Here is an 18919-nt window from a genome sequence, read left to right as displayed (position 1 = left end):
GTCCGGTCACCTTCCTTGGGAAGGTGACCGGACGCCGTCGTACTTTAACTCGTTGTTCCTATCCGCCGCCCAGGAGCTCGTCCAATTGCTCGTAGCCCGCGGCGATTCCTGATTCCATACCGTCTGAGAGGTACTTTTCGCGGGCCTCCACGCTGGGGTATACGGAGCGGCCGGTGAGCCTGGAACGCCCGTCCGGCAGATCCCCGAAGGTAGCGAACTCCAGCGTGACCACATCCGGATACCCCTCATATTCGAAGGTCTGCAGCACGAACTCATTGGCGCGGACGGAGTGGAAGACCCCGTGGAATGCATGCTGGCGCCCGTCTCCGCCCTCCTGGATAAACCGGTAACTTCCCCCCGGCCGGCAGTCGAACCGGTCAATCGTCGTTGTCAGCTCCTGAGGCCCGATCCACTGCCGGAACAGCTCCGGATCGGAATGTGCACGGAAGACCGCTGACGCCGGGAACTCAAACTCTCGCTCGGTGTGCACGAACGGCTCGTTTTCCGGGGCGACGAGCTTCAATGAATTGCTCACGCTCTCACCTGCCCTGATTGCCGTGAACGACGCTGCCGAGGAGCTCATCGAGGCGCTCGTAGCCCTCGGACATTCCGCCTTCCATACCGGAGGCGGCCATGCCGTCACGGGCTTCCTGGCTGGGGTATACCGAATGGCCCTTCAGCCGGCACCGGTTGCCGCCGAGGTCCTCAAAAGTAAGGAATTCGATGCTGACTACGTCCGGATATCCGTCGAACTCGAAGGTTTGGATGGCGACGTCATTCTCGCGCACCGTGTGGAAGATACCGCTGAAGGCGTAGCTCACGCCGTCTGGCCCGGTGTGGTGGTACCGGTAGCTGCCTCCACTTCGAAAATCGTAGTTGTCGATCTCCACGTTGGTGCCATGCGGGCCGAGCCATTGAGCAATCAGTTCAGGGTTCTTGTGGGCCTGGAAGACGTCGGCCACCGGGAAATCGAAGTCGCGTTCGAAGTCGATAAAGGGCACACCGTCCGGGACGGTGAGTTTCAGGGCGTTACTCATGATCAATCCTTTGCCTGTTTGCCGCTCGCGGCGGCATTGGAACGGAGCACGACGTCGAGGTTTCGGAACTGCCCTTCCCGGACCAGGCGGTACTGGTCGATCCACGCGGTAAGAGCCTCAAGCTGTGCGGGGTTCAGGTGCACGGGCCGGCGCTGGGCATCACGGGTCCGGGTGACCAGTTGCGCCTGTTCGAGAACCTGGATGTGTTTCGAGATGGCCTGCTTGGTGATCTCGAACGGTTCGGCCAGTTCGTTGACCGTGGCGGAACCCCGGCTGAGCCGGGAGATGATGCGGCGGCGCACCGGATCAGCCAAGGCGAGGAATGCCAAGTTGAGGAGCGCGTCGTCGCTTTCCATTCCGGTCCCACCTCCCTTCGATTCGCTTTTCTGGAGGGTTATCAATCAACTGGTTTATCAACCTGAAGGTTGTTTAAGACTAATCAAAGCGCAGGCGAGGTGCAAGAGGTTGCTTACTGATTTTTGGAGGAAAAACAAGTTGTAAATATGTCAGTACAAACCTTTGACAGGACATTGGACATAGGGCAAAGTAGAGCGTGTAGTTCCGCTTCGAACGGGGCTGAAATTGCCGGAACCCTGGCTGCTAGAGGTACAGAGTTGAAACCAGAAAGGTCCGCGATTACCGTGACCCACGAACTGCTCACGATCGGGCGAATCAGCGTAGACATCTACCCGAACGATATTGGCGTTGACCTGGAGGATGTGACGTCCTTCGGAAAGTACCTCGGCGGCTCTCCCTCCAACGTTGCCGTGGCCGCGGCCCGCCACGGACGGCGCACTGCAGTGATCACCAGGACCGGCAACGATGCCTTCGGAAACTACCTCCACCGGGAACTCCGCAAGTTCAACGTTGATGATTCTTTTGTCCTTCCGGTCAAGGAATGGCCGACGCCGGTAACCTTCTGTGCCATCAAGCCCCCGGACGACTTTCCCCTCTATTTTTACCGCTTTCCGACCGCGCCGGACCTGCAGATCAAAGGTGATGAGCTGGACTTCACCGCAATAAAGGAAGCCGGGATTTTCTGGTCTACCGTAACGGGTCTCTGCCAGGAGCCCAGCAGGGAAGCCCACCTCCGCGCTCACGGGGCCAGGCCCCGCGCTGGCCTCAAACCGGGACAGCACACCATCCTTGACCTCGATTACCGCCCGATGTTCTGGCCCGACGAGGCTACGGCCCGCGCAGAAATTGCGAAGGTGCTGCCCCACGTCACTGTAGCCATCGGCAATGACAAGGAATGTGCAGTCGCTGTGGGCGAGGGAACGCCGGACGAGCAGGCAGACCGCCTGTTGGCCGCCGGCGTCGAAATCGCCGTGGTGAAACTTGGGGCTGCGGGTGTGATGGCCAAAACACGCACCGAACGTGTTGTGTCCGCACCCGTACCCGTTGTCACTGTCAACGGCTTGGGGGCCGGTGACTCCTTTGGAGGCGCCTTCTGCCACGGCCTCCTTGCCGGATGGCCGCTCTCTCAGGTCCTGGACTACGCCAATGCGGCCGGGGCAATTGTGGCTTCCCGCCTCTCCTGTGCAGATGCGATGCCCACACCGGCTGAGGTGACCTCCTTGCTTTCGGAACGCGGACGCCTCGTCCCAGCAGAGTACGCAGCGGGAGACTACGCCTCAGAAGGAGCGTCGCTATGACTGTCGCTGCTGGAAAACTTACCGGGGCGGTCAACGACGATCCCCGCCGCTATGAGCATTTGAGCACCATCCGGCTCGAAGACCCTGACGCCATAGCGCGTGCCGCAAAAACGAGGCGCCGCCATCCGGGGCCGAAATACGGCAAACAGAACTTTATTGTCGCTGCCGACCATCCCGCACGCGGAGCCTTGAGCGTTGGCGCTGATCCAATCGCCATGGCCGACCGCCGCCAACTCCTGGACCGCCTTCAGATAGCCCTGGCCAACCCTGACGTCGACGGGATCCTGGCCTCGCCAGACGTGATGGATGACCTGCTCCTGTTGGGTGCCCTTGACGGCAAGCTCATGTTCGGTTCGATGAACAGAGGTGGACTGGCTGGTCTGGTCAACGAGTTCGATGACCGCTTCACCGGCCACACCGCAGCGGCCCTTGAGGCCTTGGGTGCTGACGGTGGCAAGATGCTCACCCGCATCTGCCTCAGTGACCCGGACACGGTGTCGCTGCTAGAAGCGACAGCCCAGGCCATCGACTCGCTCGCGGCACGGAAGCTGATCGCCATGGTGGAGCCGTTCCTCTCCCTGCGCGAGAATGGCCGGGTGCGCAACGATCTCTCTACCGAAGCCGTCATCAAGTCGGTTGCCATCGCCGAGGGCCTGGGATCCACCAGCGCCTACACCTGGATGAAACTGCCTGTTGTGGCCGACATGGAACGCGTAATGGCAGCCACAACGATGCCGACAGTGCTTCTCGGCGGGGACCCTGAAGGAAGCCAGGATGAGATCTTTGCCAGCTGGGAGGCGGCGTTGTCGTTGCCCAACGTTCAGGGCCTGACTGTTGGGCGTACCCTGCTGTACCCGCAGGATGGAGACGTGGCCGGCGCCGTAGCCACTGCCGCTTCCCTGCTCCATCACAGCCGCCTTAGCCATGCAGGCGCCCGCACACCAGCAGAAGTAACGGAGTAACTCTTATGGCATCAGCTACACGCAGAATGACAGTGGCCCAGGCCGTCGTGGAATATCTTTCAAAGCAGTACACCGTTGATTCCATCGGAGGCGTTGACTACCGGGAGCGGCTCATTCCGGGAACGTTCGGAATTTTTGGCCACGGCAATGTCGCCGGGGTGGGCCAGGCCCTCAAGCAATACCAGCAGCAGGATCCGCGCATCATGCCCTATTATCAGGGCCGCAACGAACAGGCCCAGGTCCATCAGGCTGTGGGCTACGCCCGGCACACCCGGCGACGCCAGACGTTCGCCGTAAGTACCTCCATCGGTCCGGGGTCCTCGAATCTGCTCACGGGCGCGGCGCTTGCCACCGCCAACCGGCTGCCGGTGCTGCTGCTGCCGAGTGACACGTTCGCCACCCGCGCGGCGGACCCCGTCCTGCAGCAGCTTGAGCAGCCCTACGCCTACGACATCACGGTCAATGACGCGTTCCGGCCGCTATCGAAGTTCTTTGACCGTGTCTCCCGGCCGGAGCAGCTGTTTTCTGCGTTCCACCACGGCCTGCGGGTCCTCACGGATCCGGCCGAGACCGGGGCGGTTACCATTTCGCTGCCCCAGGATGTACAGGCGGAGGCCTTGGATGTCCCGGAGGAATTTCTCGCCGAGCGTGAATGGCGGATCCGCCGTCCTGAGGCGGACGACGACGACATCCACCGTGCGGCCGCTGCCATCCGGGCCGCGAAGCGTCCCCTGATCATTGCCGGCGGCGGGGTGCTCTACGCCTACGCCAACGAGGAACTGTCTGCGTTCGTTGAGGCCACCGGTATTCCGGTTGGCAACACGCAGGCCGGTGTCGGCGTCCTGCCCTGGGATCACGCGTTTTCCCTGGGGGCCATCGGCTCCACGGGCACGACGGCGGCGAACGCCATTGCTGCCGAAGCGGACCTCATCATCGGGATCGGCACCCGCTACGAGGACTTCACCACCGCTTCGCGTACGGCGTTCCAGAACCCGGACGTGAAGTTCATCAACATCAACGTTGCCCCCATTGACGCCTACAAGCACGGCACCTCGCTGCCGATCGTTGCCGACGCCCGCAAGGCGCTGGTCAAGCTGAACCAGGCCTTGGGCGGCTACCGCATCGGCGCCGACCTGGAGCAAACCATTGCAGCGGAAAAGAAGCGCTGGGACACCACCGTGGACGAGGCCTTCGACGCGCGCTTTACCCCGCTGCCGGCTCAGAACGAGATCATCGGTGCCACCAACAGGGGCATGGACGCCCAGGACGTGGTGATCTGCGCTGCGGGTTCCCTCCCTGGGGACCTGCACAAGATGTGGCGGGTCCGCGACCCCTTCGGGTACCACGTCGAATACGCCTACTCCTGCATGGGCTATGAGATCCCCGGCGGGCTGGGCGTCAAGCGGGCAGCGCTGGCCGAAGCCGCCGCGGGCGGAACTGTCCGGGACGTCGTCGTGATGGTGGGGGACGGCTCCTACCTGATGATGCACACCGAACTGGTCACCGCCGTCGCCGAACGCATCAAACTGATCGTGGTCCTGATCCAGAACCACGGCTACGCCTCCATCGGCTCCCTGTCCGAATCCCTCGGTTCCCAACGGTTCGGCACCCAGTACAGGGCGCTGGATGAGGAACAGCACAGCTTCGACGACGGCGAAACACTGCCCGTTGACCTCGCAATGAATGCCGAAAGCCTGGGCGTGAAGGTCATTCGCATCGAACCGGGGGAGAAGGTCATCGCCGAACTCGAACAGGCCATCCGCGATGCCAAGGCTGCGCCGGAAAAGGGCGGACCCATCCTTATCCATGTGGAGTCCGACCCGCTTTTGGACGCTCCCGCCTCTGAGTCCTGGTGGGATGTTCCCGTCTCCCAGGTCTCCGAGCTTGAATCCACCCAACAGGCGTTCAAAACCTACGCAGACCACAAAAACCGCCAGCGCAAGCTGCTCGGCTGAATCCCCCTTCGACTTTCGAGAACTCAAGGAAGAGCATCATGACTGTTATCACAGACAAGAGCACCACCACGATCAACCACTTCATCAATGGTGCTGAAACGCCGGGTATGGGTGACCGTACCCAGCCTGTTTTCAATCCTGCGACTGGTGCTGTTTCGGGGGAGCTCCGGTTGGCGAACCGTGCTGATCTGGATGCGGCGGTTGCTGCGGCGCGGGTTGCTGCTGATTCGTGGGGTGATATTTCGTTGGCGAAGCGTACGGGGGTGTTGTTCAGGTTCCGTGAGCTGGTGGCGTCCCATGTTGATGAGTTGGCGGCGTTGATCACGGCCGAGCACGGGAAGGTCCTCTCTGATGCGAAGGGGGAGATTGGGCGTGGGCTGGAGGTGGTGGAGTTCGCGTGCGGTATTCCGGAGTTGCTGAAGGGGGATTATTCGGATCAGGTCTCGACCGGGATTGATGTGTTTTCGTTCCGGGAGCCGTTGGGTGTGGTTGCGGGGATCACGCCGTTCAATTTCCCGGTGATGGTGCCGTTGTGGATGGCGCCGATGGCGATCGCGACCGGGAACGCGTTTATCCTCAAGCCTTCGGAGCGGGACCCGTCGGCGTCGATGCTGCTCGCGAAGCTGTGGAAGGATGCCGGGTTGCCGGACGGGGTGTTCCAGGTTCTGCATGGCGGGAAGGAAACGGTCGACGGGTTGTTGACGCACCCTGATGTGGACGGCATTTCGTTTGTCGGGTCCACCCCGATCGCGAAGTATGTGCACGAGGCCGCGACGAAGCACGGGAAGCGGGTGCAGGCGCTGGGCGGGGCGAAGAACCATGCCATCGTGTTGCCGGACGCTGATCTGGATAACGCCGCTGATCACCTGGCCGCGGCCGCGTTCGGCTCCGCCGGGGAACGCTGCATGGCCATCTCCGTCGCCGTCGCCGTCGGGGACGCCGCTGACCTGCTGGTCAAAAAAGTCGGGGAGCGGGCCCTGGCCGTGAAGGTGGGCAACGGGACGGTGCCCGGGGCGGAGATGGGGCCTGTGATCACGCCGGAGTCCCGGGACAGGATCGTCAGGATTGTCACCGAGGCCGAGACGGCCGGGGCTGCGATGGTGGTCGATGGCCGGGATCTGGTGGTTTCCGGGCACGAGGACGGGTTCTGGGTCGGGCCTACCGTGATCGACCACGTGAAGAAGGAGATGACAGCGTACACGGAGGAGATCTTCGGGCCTGTCCTCGTCGTCGTCCGCGTCAACAGCCTGGATGAGGGGATCGCGTTGATCAACGCGAACCCGTACGGGAACGGCACCGCGATCTTCACTTCCTCCGGGGCGAATGCCCGGAAGTTCCAGCGCTCGGTGGACGTGGGGATGATCGGGATCAACGTGCCCCTGCCCGTCCCGGTCGCGCACCACTCCTTCGGCGGGTGGAAAGCCTCACTCTTCGGGGACAAACACATCTACGGCCCCGAAGGCGTCTCCTTCTACACCCGCGGCAAAGTCGTCACCTCCCGCTGGCCCGAACCCACCCACGCCTCCGGCGCCTCCTACAACTTCCCCTCCAACTAACCACCATCGATTGCTCCCCACCGGCACCCTCGCCTCGCAAGCTCGGCCAGGGAACCCTGCCGGCGTGGGCCCACCGCCCTTCTGAACCTCCAAAAGGGCATCAACTCAGCACTCGACGCAAAAGGAACAGCAATGACTGAAAACAAGCTGATCATCGGGACCGCCCCGGACTCCTGGGGCGTCTGGTTCGCAGATGATCCCAAGCAGACCCCCTGGGAGCGCTTCCTGGATGAAGTGGCGGAATCCGGCTACAAGTGGATTGAACTTGGCCCGTACGGCTACCTGCCAACAGACCCCGCACGCCTAGCCGAGGAACTGAAGCAGCGGGACTTGAAAGTCACCGCAGGAACCGTGTTCACCGCCTTCCACCGAGGGCTGGACCTGTGGGAAACTGCTTGGGAGCCCGCCCGCAAGGTTGCCGAGCTCACTGCGGCAATGGGCGGTGAGCACATTGTGGTTATCCCGGCGATGTGGCGCGATGACGTTACCGGGGAAGCGGTGGAAAGTGGAGAGCTGACAGACAAGAGCTGGAGCGATCTCTTCGAAGGCCACAACCGGCTGGGCAAGACCCTCTTGGAAGACTTCGGTCTGAAGCAGCAGTTCCACTCGCACGCCGATTCCCATGTGGGAGCACAGGAGGATATCGAAACCCTCCTGGCTTCAACTGACAGCAAGTACGTCAACCTGTGCCTCGACACCGGCCACGCCGAGTACTGTGGGGCCTCCAGCCTGGAACTCATCAAGAACTACCCGGACCGCATCGGCTACCTGCATCTGAAGCAGATCAACCCGGACATCCTGAAAAAGGTGAATGAGGAAAACATGACTTGGGCGGCCGCTAACCTGGCCGGCGTTATGACGGAGCCACCCGGTGGGCTGCCCGATCTCCGCGCAGTCATTGAGGCTGTCGAGGGCCTGAACCGGCCGATCTTTGGCATCGTGGAACAGGACATGTATCCGGTGGCCTTTGATGTTCCCATGCCCATCGCCAAGCGCACACGTAACTACCTGCTCTCCTGCGGCTCACGCACCGCTGTCAACTAGCAACTTTCACTCAAAGGAACGAACAAATGACTGAAACCCTTCGCGTTGCTGTCATCGGTGCCGGCCGCATGGGCGCGGACCATATCCAGCGTCTTAACAGCCGCATTAACGGCGCTGAGGTCGCCGCGGTCGTCGACGTCGACCTGGCACGTGCCCAGTCCACAGTGGCTGATATCCCCGGCGCAGTTGCTCTGACAGATGCCGAAGAGGCCTTGAATAATGGCGACGTCAACGCCGTCCTGATCGCAACCCCCGGCTTCCTCCACGAGGACATCCTGGTCAAAGCGCTGGCCAAGGGTTTCCCCATCCTGTGTGAAAAGCCTCTGACGCCGGATGCCGCGTCAGCCTGGCGTGTGGTGGAGGCCGAGCAGGAGCTGGGACACAAACGCATCCAGGTCGGTTTCATGCGGCGCTACGACACCGAATATGCCGCTCTGGGCAACGTGATCAGGAACCGCGAGCTGGGCGAACTGCTGATGCTGCACCACCAGCACCGGAACCCGGACACCCCGCCGGGCTTCACGAACGAGATGCTCATCAACGACTCTGTGGTCCACGAGTTCGACGCCGTCCGCTTCTTCACGGGCGAGGAAATCACCAGTGTGCAGGTCCGGTTGGGCAAGGCCAGCAGGAACGCTCCGGCAGGCCAGCATGATCCGCAGCACGTTCTGATCGAAACCGAATCCGGTGTCCTGGCTGATGTGGAAATCTTCGTCAACGCCCGGTTCGGCTATGAAGTTGCCACGCAAGCCACCTTCGAAGAGGGCGTTGTCAGCATCGGCGGCGACCGCGGCCTGTACACGCGCACCGCGGGGCGCTGGGGCGGCCAGGTGACCTCCGGCTTCGAGGAGCGTTTCGTGGCGGCGTACGACGTCGAAATCCAGGCCTGGGTGGATGCGGCGCGCCGTGGCGAACTCGGCGGACCCTCCGCGTGGGACGGGTACGCCACCGCCGCCTGCTGCGAGGCCGGCGTGGAAGCCCAGAAAAACGGGGAGAAGGTAGCGGTCAAGCTGAACGCGAAGCCGGCACTCTACAACTAGACAGTGAAGGAGTCACCGCTTTGAAAATCGCCCTCGATCCCACGCCGTTCCATCACAGCCACAGCCTGTTGGAATTCCCCGGACTGGTGGCCGACCTCGGTTATCAGTACATGCAGCTGACACCGCACGCCGATTTCATCCCGTTCTTCAACCATCCCAAGGCCGACGACGAGCTGGTGGGTCAATTGAAGAAGGCGTGTTCGGATGCTGGCATAGAGATCGCCTCCGTCCTGCCGGTGCTGCGCTGGTCCGGGCCGGACGAAGATGCCCGCGAGGCAGCGGTCCGCTACTGGAAGCGCGCCATCCAGATCACGGTGGACCTCGGGGTGGGGACCATCAACACTGAGTTCAGCGGCCGGCCGGAGAAGGCTGAGGAGTCCGAGCGTGCCTTCTACCGTTCGATGGAGGAGCTCCTGCCGATCATCGAACGCGAAGGAATCGACCTGCTCATCGACCCGCATCCGGATGATTTTGTTGAGGAAGGGCTCGCCGCAATCCGGGTGATCCGGGGGCTGAACTCGAAGAACGTGGGGCTGGTGTACGTCGCTTCGCACAGCTTCCACATGAAGGACGCTCCGCTGGAGATCATGCAGGCGGCGGGGGATAAGCTGCGCCTTGTCCATGTCGCGGACACCATGGACCATCACGCCTCGCATGGGCTGCGGTACATCACGAACCCGCCGGGCAATCCTGTCCGCGTGCACCAGCACCTGAAAATCGGCGACGGCGACGTCAACTGGGACGAGTTCTTCGGCGGCCTGAAGGAGATCGGCTTCCTGGACAGGGACAACACCGTCATGGTTTCCAGCGTCTTCGCCGAAGACGATGCTGCCGAGGAGGTTTCCCGCTACCAGCTGGAAACCATGAAGCAGTACGTGCAAAAGGTCAGTTCATAACTCCTGTAGGGAGGGCGAGCCGCGGAGGAGATTACGGCACGCCCTTCCATTGCTAATGAGAATCATTTGCTATAAGGTCGGGAGGTCCTTCTGATGCAGTCAGCAGAGGGGCCCCCACCTCGTCTCATTAGAAGGACCTGCCATGCGCGGATTTCGTTACAGCGCCACCCTTTTTGCCGGTGCTGCCGTATTAGCCCTCACATTCACGTCGTGCGCAGGCACTGCGGGTAGCGCTCCGCCCGCCGGAGCTCCTGCCGGGGAGCTGATGCGGGTCGCTACGGGGGCCATAGCCAAGAGTGTCGACCCGGCAGCCGAATTGTCGGCTTCCTACCTGCGGGCCCACGGTGCTGCTGAGGCCCTGATGCGTATAACGCCTGAGGGGAAGGTGGTTCCGGAGCTTGCCGAAAAGATGGAAGCAACGGCTCCGGCGGAATGGACAGTTCAGCTGCGAAAAGGCGCTACGTTCTCTAGCGGAGCCCCGGTTGACGCAGCGGCAGTGGTCGCGTCGCTGACGAGGTCCCGGAAACTCAACAGTCTCGCGCAGGGACAGTTGAAAAACGTCACTATCGAGGCCTCTGGCACTGACAAGGTGACTTTCAAAACGCCATCGCCGCAACCCGAGCTGCCTTTCGCGCTCGCGCACTACCAAACAGTCATTTACAACGCTTCGCTCTTGGCGCCGGATGCCGTCGGCGGGGTTGATCCTGCCGCCAGCGACCTGTCAGGCCCTTACAGAATCAAGGACTTCACCACCGATCGCACCATGGTCCTGGAAGCCAACGGTTCCTGGTGGGGCGGACGGCCGAAGCTGAAGACAGTAGAAGTGCGGCAGGTCACCGATCATCAGGCCCGGGCGCAATTGGCCCTCTCCGCCCAAGCGGACATCGTTCAGGACATCCCCAGCGACAGGGCCAAGGAGCTTCAGCAGTCACAGGCCGTCCAGCTGGTGGACGTCCCGGCTGCAAATACAGTGGCGGCGTACCTGAACCCATCCTCGGCTATTGCACCGGCGCTCGCAGACGTGCGGGTGCGCCAGGCCTTGGGCTGGGGAGTGGACCGTAAGGAGCTCGTGGAGCTGGCCACCAACAGCCTCACAACACCAAGCCCCAGCTGGCTTGCCTCCAACCCGGGCTATCCGGACGCTGCCGCCACCGGCTTTACCTCCTATGATCCCGTCCGCGCGGCAGAGTTGCTGGACGATGCCGGATGGACGATGGAGGACGGCAAAAGGCAAAAGGATGGCAAACCGTTTGTGCTGCGGCTGCTGACATTCGGCGCGGAAGCCGCCACAGGAGAAGTGCTTCAAGCCCAGTGGGGCAAACTAGGCATTGATGTCCAGGTTCAGAACGTGGAAAGCACGCTCATTACCCAAGCCATCAAGAACGGCAACTGGGACGCTGCCACACAGGCCTGGACGACTGTGGGCTCAGCCTCCACGCTGATTGCCGGGCAGGCCGCCCCGGACGGCGCGGGGAACCACTCCAAGCTGGCGATCCCCGGAATCGAGGAACTCCTCAAAACCGCGGCCGCGGCAGGAAATGCCCAGGAACGATCGGATGCGCTCCTGGAGGTCAACAGGTTGATGACCGAGTACGTACCGTCGGTACCGCTGCACCCGCGCGTGGTGGCGACGGCGGTGAGCAGCAAAGTCAGCGGCTTTACCGCGCATCCGCTGCAGTATGGACAGCTGATCACGGGCGATGTTGGCATCAGCAAGTAGCCTTCGCAGGTTGCTTGGATGGGGAGTGCTAAGGGTGCTCGTACACGGTTTTACGTCCCTTTTGTCGCTTGTCCTGGCAGCATCTGTGTTGGTGTTCGCCCTCATCAGGTCAGCCCCGGGAGATCCCGTTGATATCGAGTTTGGAGCATCCGGCGCCTCCACGTTTCTGACCCCTGAAGAAGACACCCGCTCCCGCGAGGTCAGGCGTGCTGAGCTGGGACTGGATAAATCCGTGGCCGAGCAATACGTGATCTGGCTGGGCAGAGTGGTGAGTGGTGACTTTGGCAAGTCCTTCCGCACCGGCGAGTCCGTGCTGTCGGAGATCGCCGATCGGCTTCCGGCCAGTATTGGCCTGGGCTTCAGTGCCATGGGACTTCTGCTTTTGATGTCCGCCCTGACGGCGTGGCTTGCTGTTCGCAAGCCGGATGGCCCGATGGATCACGTGCTGAGGGTCTTGAGTATCGCAGCAGCGGCGGTACCAACATTCCTGACCGCAACCCTGGGCCTGCGGTGGGCGGCGGAAGCCGCGGGCTATCCCATCGCGGGGGAGGCTACTGCCTCGCGGCTCTGGCTCCCCGCCGTCGTCATGGCTGTTTCCGGGGTGCCCACAATGGCACGCGTGTTGCGTGCCTCCGTGTTGGAGCAGGGTGCCATGACCTATGCTGCCGCCGCGAAGGCGCGCGGCGCCAAGCCACGGACCGTTCTCCTGCGCCACACACTTCGCCCATCCTTGGCTCCGGTTATGACACTCGCCGGCCTCACCACTGCGACACTGATGGGCGGAGCTGTCATCACTGAAGTGGTTTTCTCATGGCCCGGTGTGGGCGCCTATGCCGTCGAGGCAATCGGAGCCCAGGACTATCCCGTCATCCAGGCCTACGTCATTGTGATGGTCCTGATGGCGATCATCGTGAACCGCAGCGTGGATGTGGGGCAGCGTCTACTGGACCCGCGGACGTATCGGAAATTGAAGGGAACCGCATGAGTGCTTTCAGCGAAGGCAAAGGCACAGTGCTGTACATGACGGGTGTGGTCATCACGGGTGGAATGGTGGTGCTCGCTTGTGCCGCTCCCTGGATAGCTCCCTATGATCCCGCCCTCCAGCTCGTTGGAAAGCCGCTCTCGGCACCGTCAGCTGAGCATCTGTTGGGAACCGATAAATTTGGTCGCGACGTGCTTTCCCGGGTTTTGCACGGCGGCCGGCTGACCTTGCTGTTCACGGCGCTGGCCCTGCTGGGCATCGTTGCTGCTGGTACTGTCCTCGGAGCGCTAGCCGCAGCGGCGGGACGTTCCGTGGACCGGCTGGCAACAAATATCATCGACCTCCTCGTGGCATTTCCTGCAGTCATTGTTGCCCTGGCGTTCGCAGGTATCTACGGACCCTCGCTGGGGGTGGTCCTGACCGGCGTCATGCTGGTGATGTGGGCTCCCTTCGCCCGGCTTTCGCGATCGCTGGTCCGGCAGGCGCTGGCATCCCGTTCCGCACAAACTGCCCTGGCCCTGGGAGCAAACCGAGGGCTTCTGCTGCGTAGGGAGGCCTGGCCCCGGCTGCGCGGCCCCATCCTGGTTCTGGCGGCAGTGGAGGCCGGGCAATTGATCACCGTTGTGGCGGGGTTGAGCTTCCTTGGCCTGGGCGCGCAGCCGCCGAGCCCGGAATGGGGCGCCATGCTCCAGGAGGGGCGCGCGGCCCTCTGGTCCGCACCCCATTTGGTGCTGGGACCCGGTTTTGCCGTCCTGGTCACTGTACTGGGCCTGACGTGCCTCGGCGAAGGGTTGCGGGACCGCTTGGAGGTGGCCGGGTGAATGACACGAAAGATGTCCTGACGGTATCCGGATTGAACGTGAGCATCCGCGGGCAACAGATTCTCACGGATCTAGGGCTATCCCTGAAGCAGGGAAGGATCCATGTGGTCTTGGGGGCCAGCGGGTCCGGGAAATCCACGCTGCTCCGTACCCTCATCGGATTGTCCGGACCGCATACTGACGTCTCGTCCGCCCTCTTCCGCCTCGATGTTGCTGAGTCGAACGGAAGGCACGGACAGACTCTTCGCTGGAACCTAACGGCTGCAAATGAGCACGACTGGCTGCAAGTGAGGGCCTGCCACATGGGTTTGATCTTCCAGGACCCGGAAGAGTCGCTGACATCCTTGCGCCGGACCGGATCTCTGGTGCGCGAAGTTTTCCGCAACGTTGGCCAGCCCCTGCCTCGGGGGAAGGCAAGTGAACAGGCGCGACTCGACGCGGCAGGCTTGGGCCATCATGACGGCGTCGGGAACAAGTATTGCTTCGAACTCAGTGGAGGTATGGCCCAGCGGTTGGAACTGGCGCTGGCCGCAGCCGGGAACCCGGCGGTCCTGCTCGCTGATGAGCCAAGTACGGCGCTCGACGGCGTCGCGCGCCGAACTCTGGCAAGCGCCTTGCGCGATCAGGCGGATGCCGGGACTGCAGTGCTCCTGGTGACACACGACCGGGACCTGGCTGCCGCCCTGGCCGACGACATCACGGTGCTGGCGCAGGGGCACAGCGTGGAGAGCGGTCCTGCATGGCAGGTGTTGGCAGATCCGCAACATCCGGAGACACAACGCTTGCTCGCACGCCCACGCCCTGTGCCTGCGGCGACAGGTTCGGAGGTGTCCGGGGAGCAAGGCACCAACAGTCGTGCGGAAGGTCTGGCCTCGGTGCCATCGGCGGGTCACGTTCCCTTGGTGTTGCGGGTTCAGGGCCTACGGCAGGCGTACTCCTCCCGGGAGCCAGAGGTCCTCCGCGGTCTTGACCTGTCGGTAGCGTCGGGGGAATCTGTCGGATTGCTGGGCAGAAGCGGTTCTGGCAAGAGCACGCTGATCAGGTGCCTGGTCGGGCTGGAACGGCCTTCGGCAGGCCTTATTGAGATCGCTGGATCAAGCCCGACAGAAACCGGGTGGAAATCGCTCCGCCGCCGTGTCCAGCTGGTGCCGCAGGATCCGCGAGCTGCCCTGAACCCCTGGCGCTCAGCGTTGGAACAGATCATGGATCCCCTTGATTTCCATCAAGTGGGGAGCCGGGGCGAGCGGCGCAGCCGGGCAATGGAATTGCTGGCGGAGGTTGGGTTGTCCGGCTACACGCAGCGAAGGCCGGGCCAACTCAGTACGGGCCAATGCCAAAGAGTCAGTATCGCCCGGGCACTGGCCATCTCGCCGTCGCTGTTGGTGGCGGATGAACCTGTAACTGCATTGGATGCCGCACTGCGGGCCGAGATGCTGATACTCCTTCACCGCCTTACACAGGAAACAGGGACGGCGTTGTTGGTGGTCTCCCATGAACTGCCCGTTCTGGAAGAGCTGTGCCCCAGGATCTGTGTTCTGGACGAGGGAAGAATTGTGGAAGAACTCGGGGCGGGTAACCTGGGGGCAGCCACCAGCAGGGCAGCACGGGAAATCATCGCCGCACAGGAAATCTTCAGCCCCCTCCCATTTGAGGATGCCGATTCGGTCCACAGCTCTGGAAAGGCAGCAGTATGAACTACAGCATCACCCGGGCCACCAGCGAACTCCAGTTGGAGGGTGCACGGCGTGTGGTTCTTGAGGTTGCGCAGCGAGACCTCGGCTACGGCTACGTTCCTGAATGGCACTGGGACTTGGATGATCTGGACGGCGTCTACGTCAGGAATCCCCGCCAGGCCATGTTCATAGCGATGCACGACGAGGAAGTAGTGGGCACTTGTGCCCTTCGGATGGGAGGACCATCCTCGCCACCCCACCCGGCCTGGCTCGCGGAGCGTTACTCGGATCCCCATCAGGTGGCGCAGTTGCTGAGGCTGGCTGTGCTGCCGGAGCACCGGAGGAAGGGGTTGGCCCGGGAGCTCGTCGGCCGGGTATGGGAGTTTGCCACAGCGGACACCGGCACCACCCTGCTCTGTCTCCATACCAACGCCAAGGTGCCAGGAGCGGAAGACTTCTGGCGGTCATTGCCCGTCAGGGAAATCCACGACGCCCGCACAGGGGATATGCCCGAGGCGGACCCCCGGTTCGAGACAATCCACTTCGAGCTCGACCTTCCGGGGCGTGCGCTCCGGTCGCAGCATCACCAGATGCCATAACCCCCGGCTATCCTCGGAACGGCAGCCGTGAATCGACGTCCTGGTCCTCCCAGGTCTGCCGGATCCAGCCGTGATGGGGGTCATCGCTGATAAGCCAGTCGCGGACCCGGCCGGGGCCTGCCATGACGTTGAGGTAGTACAGGTCATAGCCAGGGGCTGCCATCGCAGGTCCATGCCAGCCATAGGGGACCAGGACGACGTCACCGGTGCGCACCTCCGCCGTTACGTTGATGGGCCGCTCGTCAGAGGCGTAGACCCGCTGGTAGCCGATAGCGTCAGCATCATCAGATCCATGACCCGAAGCGGGATCGGGTCCACCAGCGGTCACCTGGGTCTCGAAGTAATAGATCTCCTCGAGGCGCGTTTCGCCCTCTTTCTCCTCATCGTGCTTGTGGGGAGGGTAGGAGGACCAGTTGCCTGCGGGCGTGATGACTTCGCAGACGATGAAGCGGTCCGCCTCCAGTGCCGCCGGCGTACCGAAATTGTGGACCTGGCGCGAGCAGTTGCCGGCTCCGCGGAGTTCCACCGGTATTTCGGCGGCAGTAATAAGCCTCGTGGGATACTCGATCTTGGCGGGGGCGGTCGCAATTGCCACCCGCCCGCCGTCGGCCGTTGTAATGGTGAGGGCCTTGCCGGTACCCGAATACAACACATCACTGGGTCCGCTGAAGACGTTGGGCCGGCCGGTCAGCTCATACTTGATCCCGTCCACGGAAACAGTGAACGCTCCGCTGAGCGGAATGACGATCCGTTCCTCGGCTGCCGTGGAAAGTTCGACGGCGGCACCGGCGGCCAGGGTGGCCACCTTCAGCCCCGTGTGTTCCCATCCTTCAACAGCGAGGGACGAGCCTGCGGTTCCGAGCGAGACGTCCCACTCACCTTCGGAAGCTGTTCCCAGCGGGTACACCCATTCGGCCATCAGTAACTCTCCGGTTCGTGTCAGTCCTTCGCTCAGCGCTGGACGAGTGTCATTTCAAAACTGTAGGAGTCAGCCCGGTAAACGTGATGACCCGTCTCTACATTGCGTCCGGTGTCGTCCACAGCGGTGCGCTCCATACTCACGAGTGCAGAGCCGACTTGGGTTTCGAGCAGGGGAGCCTGGTAATCGTTGGCAACCAATGCCCCGATGCGCTGTGTGGCCAGCCGGAAATTGACGCCGGCGTTGCGGAGGATGGCGTACAGGCCCTGCTCCTTGAGGAGGTCCTCACTGATGGTAGTGATATCGTCACGCACCCAGTTTTCCATCAGGGCAAGCGGTTTACCCCCTACTTTCCGGAGCCGGGTGAAGTGGTAGACCTTGGCGCCGGCCGGCAAATGCAGCGCTTCCCTGGTGGGAGCATCCGCCTCGTCGTGGGCGAACATCAGGACATCCGTTGTGGGCTTGCTGCCGTTGTTTTTGAGGTCGTCGTAGAGGCTGGAGAGTTCCAGGGGGCGGCGGACCTGGCTGGACACCACCTGCGTTCCCACTCCGCGTTTACGGACCAGCAGGCCTGAGCGGACCAGTTCATCCATGGCCTTGCGCATGGTGGGCCGGGAAAGGTTCAACTGGGCGGCGAGGTCAATTTCGTTTTCAAGGCGGCTTCCGGGGGCCAACAGCCCGGAATGGATTGCGGACTCGATGCCCTGAACCACCTGGTGGTAAAGCGGTACCGGGGATGAGCGGTCGATACTGAGATTTAACTGTTTCGCCATATGAGCGCTCCCTTGTGCTGCGGCTTACCTGCGTCCAGGGGCCGCTTGGGTCAGGTTGCATGTTCGCTTGATAGGACATACTGCCTTTTTTTGAATAATAGCAGGCGGCATGGGCGCCGAAGGTAATAACGGCCATGGAAAGCGCTTAACTTCGTATAAACATCCTAATGTCAGGACAAAGTATTGACTTTGTTCCTGCCACTCACCAAGATCATCTACAGACGGCAAGCGGGCTGAAGCGACGGAGCTGACGACGGGAGCCGAATAAAGGAGATCAACGTGAAGAGATTTTCGTGGCGGAAGGCTGTCCTGGCGGCGGCCGTTGTTCCATTACTGGCCGTAAGTGCCTGCTCGAGCACGGGAGGCAAGCCCTCCGATTCAGGGAATGCAGGGGCAGCCGGCCAGGTGGCTTCCACGGACAGGATCAAGATTGCCTTGATCACCCACGCCGCGCCGGGAGATACGTTCTGGGACATCGTCCGCAAGGGTGCAGAGGAAGCGGCTGCAAAGGACAATGTGGAGCTTCTCTACACCTCGGATCCCGAAGGTGGACGGCAGGCACAACTGATTGAGCAGGCCGTTGACCAGAAGGTTGACGGCATCGCGGTGACTTTGGCTAAGCCGGATGCTCTTAAGGACGCCTTGAAGAAGGCCGCAGATGCAGGCATTCCCATTGTCAGCCTCAACGCCGGCGAATCCGTCTCAGCACAGTTGGGTGCTTTCACCCACTTCGGCTCAAACGAAAAACTGGCTGGTGAAGCCGTTGGAACGAAGCTGAACTCCCTTGGCCTCAAACACCCGGTTTGCGTGATCCAGGAGCAGGGCCACGTAGGACTTGAGGCCCGTTGTGCCGGCGTGAAAGCCAAGGTGCCCGGTACCGAAATCCTGTACGTGACGGGAACGGACATGACGCAGGTTTCCTCCACAGTCACTGCCAAACTCCAAGCCACAGCCGATGCCGACGTCGTCGTCGGACTGGGAGCTCCCTACACCCTGACGATTCTGAAGGCCATCTCCTCGGCGGGCAGCAAGGCCAAGGTTGCCTCATTCGACCTGAACGCGGAACTTGCCAAGAAGATCGCCGACGGAGAGATCGAATTCACCGTGGATCAGCAGCCGTGGCTCCAAGGGTATGGCGCCATCGACTCCCTCTGGCAGAACAAGCGCGGCGGCTTCGAAATCGGCGGCGGACAGCCTGTGCTGACCGGACCTGCCATCATCGACAAAGCTGCAGCCACCGACGCCCTCAAGTTCACCGAAGCAGGCATCCGCTAGATCAGCTTTCCA

General features: G+C 62.2%; 18 protein-coding genes. 13 read left to right on the top strand and 5 right to left on the bottom strand.

Annotated features, from left to right (window positions below; translation table 11 throughout):
• Positions 1-58: 58 nt before the first annotated feature.
• Genes MU551_RS20055 through MU551_RS20045 form a run of 3 tightly spaced genes read right to left on the bottom strand, consistent with a single transcriptional unit; the run spans position 59 to position 1393 of the window.
• Complete coding sequence (locus MU551_RS20055) at positions 59-535, bottom strand: SRPBCC family protein (protein ID WP_247048316.1); 477 nt, start codon at positions 533-535, stop codon at positions 59-61.
• Between the two features lie 4 nt (positions 536-539).
• Positions 540-1037 carry an SRPBCC family protein gene (locus tag MU551_RS20050; RefSeq protein ID WP_247048315.1) on the bottom strand — a complete coding sequence of 166 codons (498 nt, stop codon included), beginning with the start codon at positions 1035-1037 and terminating at the stop codon, positions 540-542.
• Positions 1038-1039: 2 nt separating this feature from the next.
• Complete coding sequence (locus tag MU551_RS20045; RefSeq protein ID WP_247048314.1) at positions 1040-1393, bottom strand: ArsR/SmtB family transcription factor; 354 nt, start codon at positions 1391-1393, stop codon at positions 1040-1042.
• 285 nt (positions 1394-1678) lie between these two features.
• Here MU551_RS20045 and iolC point away from each other — a divergent pair, with 285 nt between their 5' ends.
• The 12 genes from iolC to MU551_RS19985 all read left to right on the top strand — a co-directional run bounded on the left by iolC (position 1679) and on the right by MU551_RS19985 (position 15940).
• Positions 1679-2692, top strand: a complete 1014-nt coding sequence (iolC, locus tag MU551_RS20040) for a 5-dehydro-2-deoxygluconokinase (RefSeq protein WP_247048313.1) — start codon at positions 1679-1681, stop codon at positions 2690-2692.
• Positions 2689-3654 carry a Cgl0159 family (beta/alpha)8-fold protein gene (locus MU551_RS20035; protein WP_247048312.1) on the top strand — a complete coding sequence of 322 codons (966 nt, stop codon included), beginning with the start codon at positions 2689-2691 and terminating at the stop codon, positions 3652-3654. The genes iolC and MU551_RS20035 overlap by 4 nt, the downstream gene beginning before the upstream one ends.
• 5 nt (positions 3655-3659) lie before the next feature.
• A complete protein-coding gene (iolD, locus tag MU551_RS20030; RefSeq protein WP_247048311.1) occupies positions 3660-5609 on the top strand; it encodes a 3D-(3,5/4)-trihydroxycyclohexane-1,2-dione acylhydrolase (decyclizing) in 1950 nt (649 codons plus the stop codon).
• Positions 5610-5647: 38 nt separating this feature from the next.
• The gene (locus tag MU551_RS20025; RefSeq protein ID WP_247048310.1) at positions 5648-7165 is read left to right on the top strand and encodes a CoA-acylating methylmalonate-semialdehyde dehydrogenase; all 1518 of its coding nucleotides are present in this window, start codon (positions 5648-5650) and stop codon (positions 7163-7165) included.
• Positions 7166-7297: 132 nt separating this feature from the next.
• A complete protein-coding gene (locus MU551_RS20020) occupies positions 7298-8209 on the top strand; it encodes a sugar phosphate isomerase/epimerase family protein (RefSeq protein WP_247048309.1) in 912 nt (303 codons plus the stop codon).
• Between the two features lie 26 nt (positions 8210-8235).
• Positions 8236-9249 (top strand): Gfo/Idh/MocA family protein, encoded by a 1014-nt coding sequence (locus MU551_RS20015; protein WP_247048308.1) that lies wholly within the window; start codon positions 8236-8238, stop codon positions 9247-9249.
• Positions 9250-9269: 20 nt separating this feature from the next.
• Positions 9270-10145 (top strand): sugar phosphate isomerase/epimerase family protein, encoded by an 876-nt coding sequence (locus MU551_RS20010; protein ID WP_247048307.1) that lies wholly within the window; start codon positions 9270-9272, stop codon positions 10143-10145.
• A gap of 142 nt (positions 10146-10287) precedes the next feature.
• Complete coding sequence (locus tag MU551_RS20005) at positions 10288-11865, top strand: ABC transporter substrate-binding protein (protein ID WP_247048306.1); 1578 nt, start codon at positions 10288-10290, stop codon at positions 11863-11865.
• Positions 11866-11899: 34 nt separating this feature from the next.
• Complete coding sequence (locus MU551_RS20000; protein WP_247048305.1) at positions 11900-12850, top strand: ABC transporter permease; 951 nt, start codon at positions 11900-11902, stop codon at positions 12848-12850.
• Positions 12847-13668 (top strand): ABC transporter permease, encoded by an 822-nt coding sequence (locus MU551_RS19995; RefSeq protein WP_247048304.1) that lies wholly within the window; start codon positions 12847-12849, stop codon positions 13666-13668. The genes MU551_RS20000 and MU551_RS19995 overlap by 4 nt, the downstream gene beginning before the upstream one ends.
• Positions 13665-15362, top strand: a complete 1698-nt coding sequence (locus MU551_RS19990) for an ABC transporter ATP-binding protein (protein WP_247048303.1) — start codon at positions 13665-13667, stop codon at positions 15360-15362. The genes MU551_RS19995 and MU551_RS19990 overlap by 4 nt, the downstream gene beginning before the upstream one ends.
• Positions 15359-15940 (top strand): GNAT family N-acetyltransferase, encoded by a 582-nt coding sequence (locus MU551_RS19985; protein ID WP_247048302.1) that lies wholly within the window; start codon positions 15359-15361, stop codon positions 15938-15940. Before MU551_RS19990 ends, MU551_RS19985 begins: the two co-directional genes overlap by 4 nt.
• A gap of 7 nt (positions 15941-15947) precedes the next feature.
• On the opposite strand, the gene iolB is transcribed toward MU551_RS19985, so the two are convergent.
• Complete coding sequence (iolB, locus tag MU551_RS19980) at positions 15948-16859, bottom strand: 5-deoxy-glucuronate isomerase (RefSeq protein WP_247048301.1); 912 nt, start codon at positions 16857-16859, stop codon at positions 15948-15950.
• A 32-nt stretch (positions 16860-16891) separates the two neighbouring features.
• Positions 16892-17632 (bottom strand): GntR family transcriptional regulator, encoded by a 741-nt coding sequence (locus MU551_RS19975; RefSeq protein WP_247048300.1) that lies wholly within the window; start codon positions 17630-17632, stop codon positions 16892-16894.
• Positions 17633-17911: 279 nt separating this feature from the next.
• Between MU551_RS19975 and MU551_RS19970 the strand changes: the two genes are divergently transcribed.
• Positions 17912-18907 (top strand): substrate-binding domain-containing protein, encoded by a 996-nt coding sequence (locus tag MU551_RS19970; RefSeq protein WP_247048299.1) that lies wholly within the window; start codon positions 17912-17914, stop codon positions 18905-18907.
• Positions 18908-18919: the final 12 nt, after the last annotated feature.

The organism is Arthrobacter rhizosphaerae (genome assembly GCF_023062595.1).
GTDB lineage: Bacteria > Actinomycetota > Actinomycetes > Actinomycetales > Micrococcaceae > Arthrobacter > Arthrobacter rhizosphaerae.
Note: the sequence above shows the minus strand (reverse complement) of the source record. Positions and strands in the feature narration are given on the sequence as shown.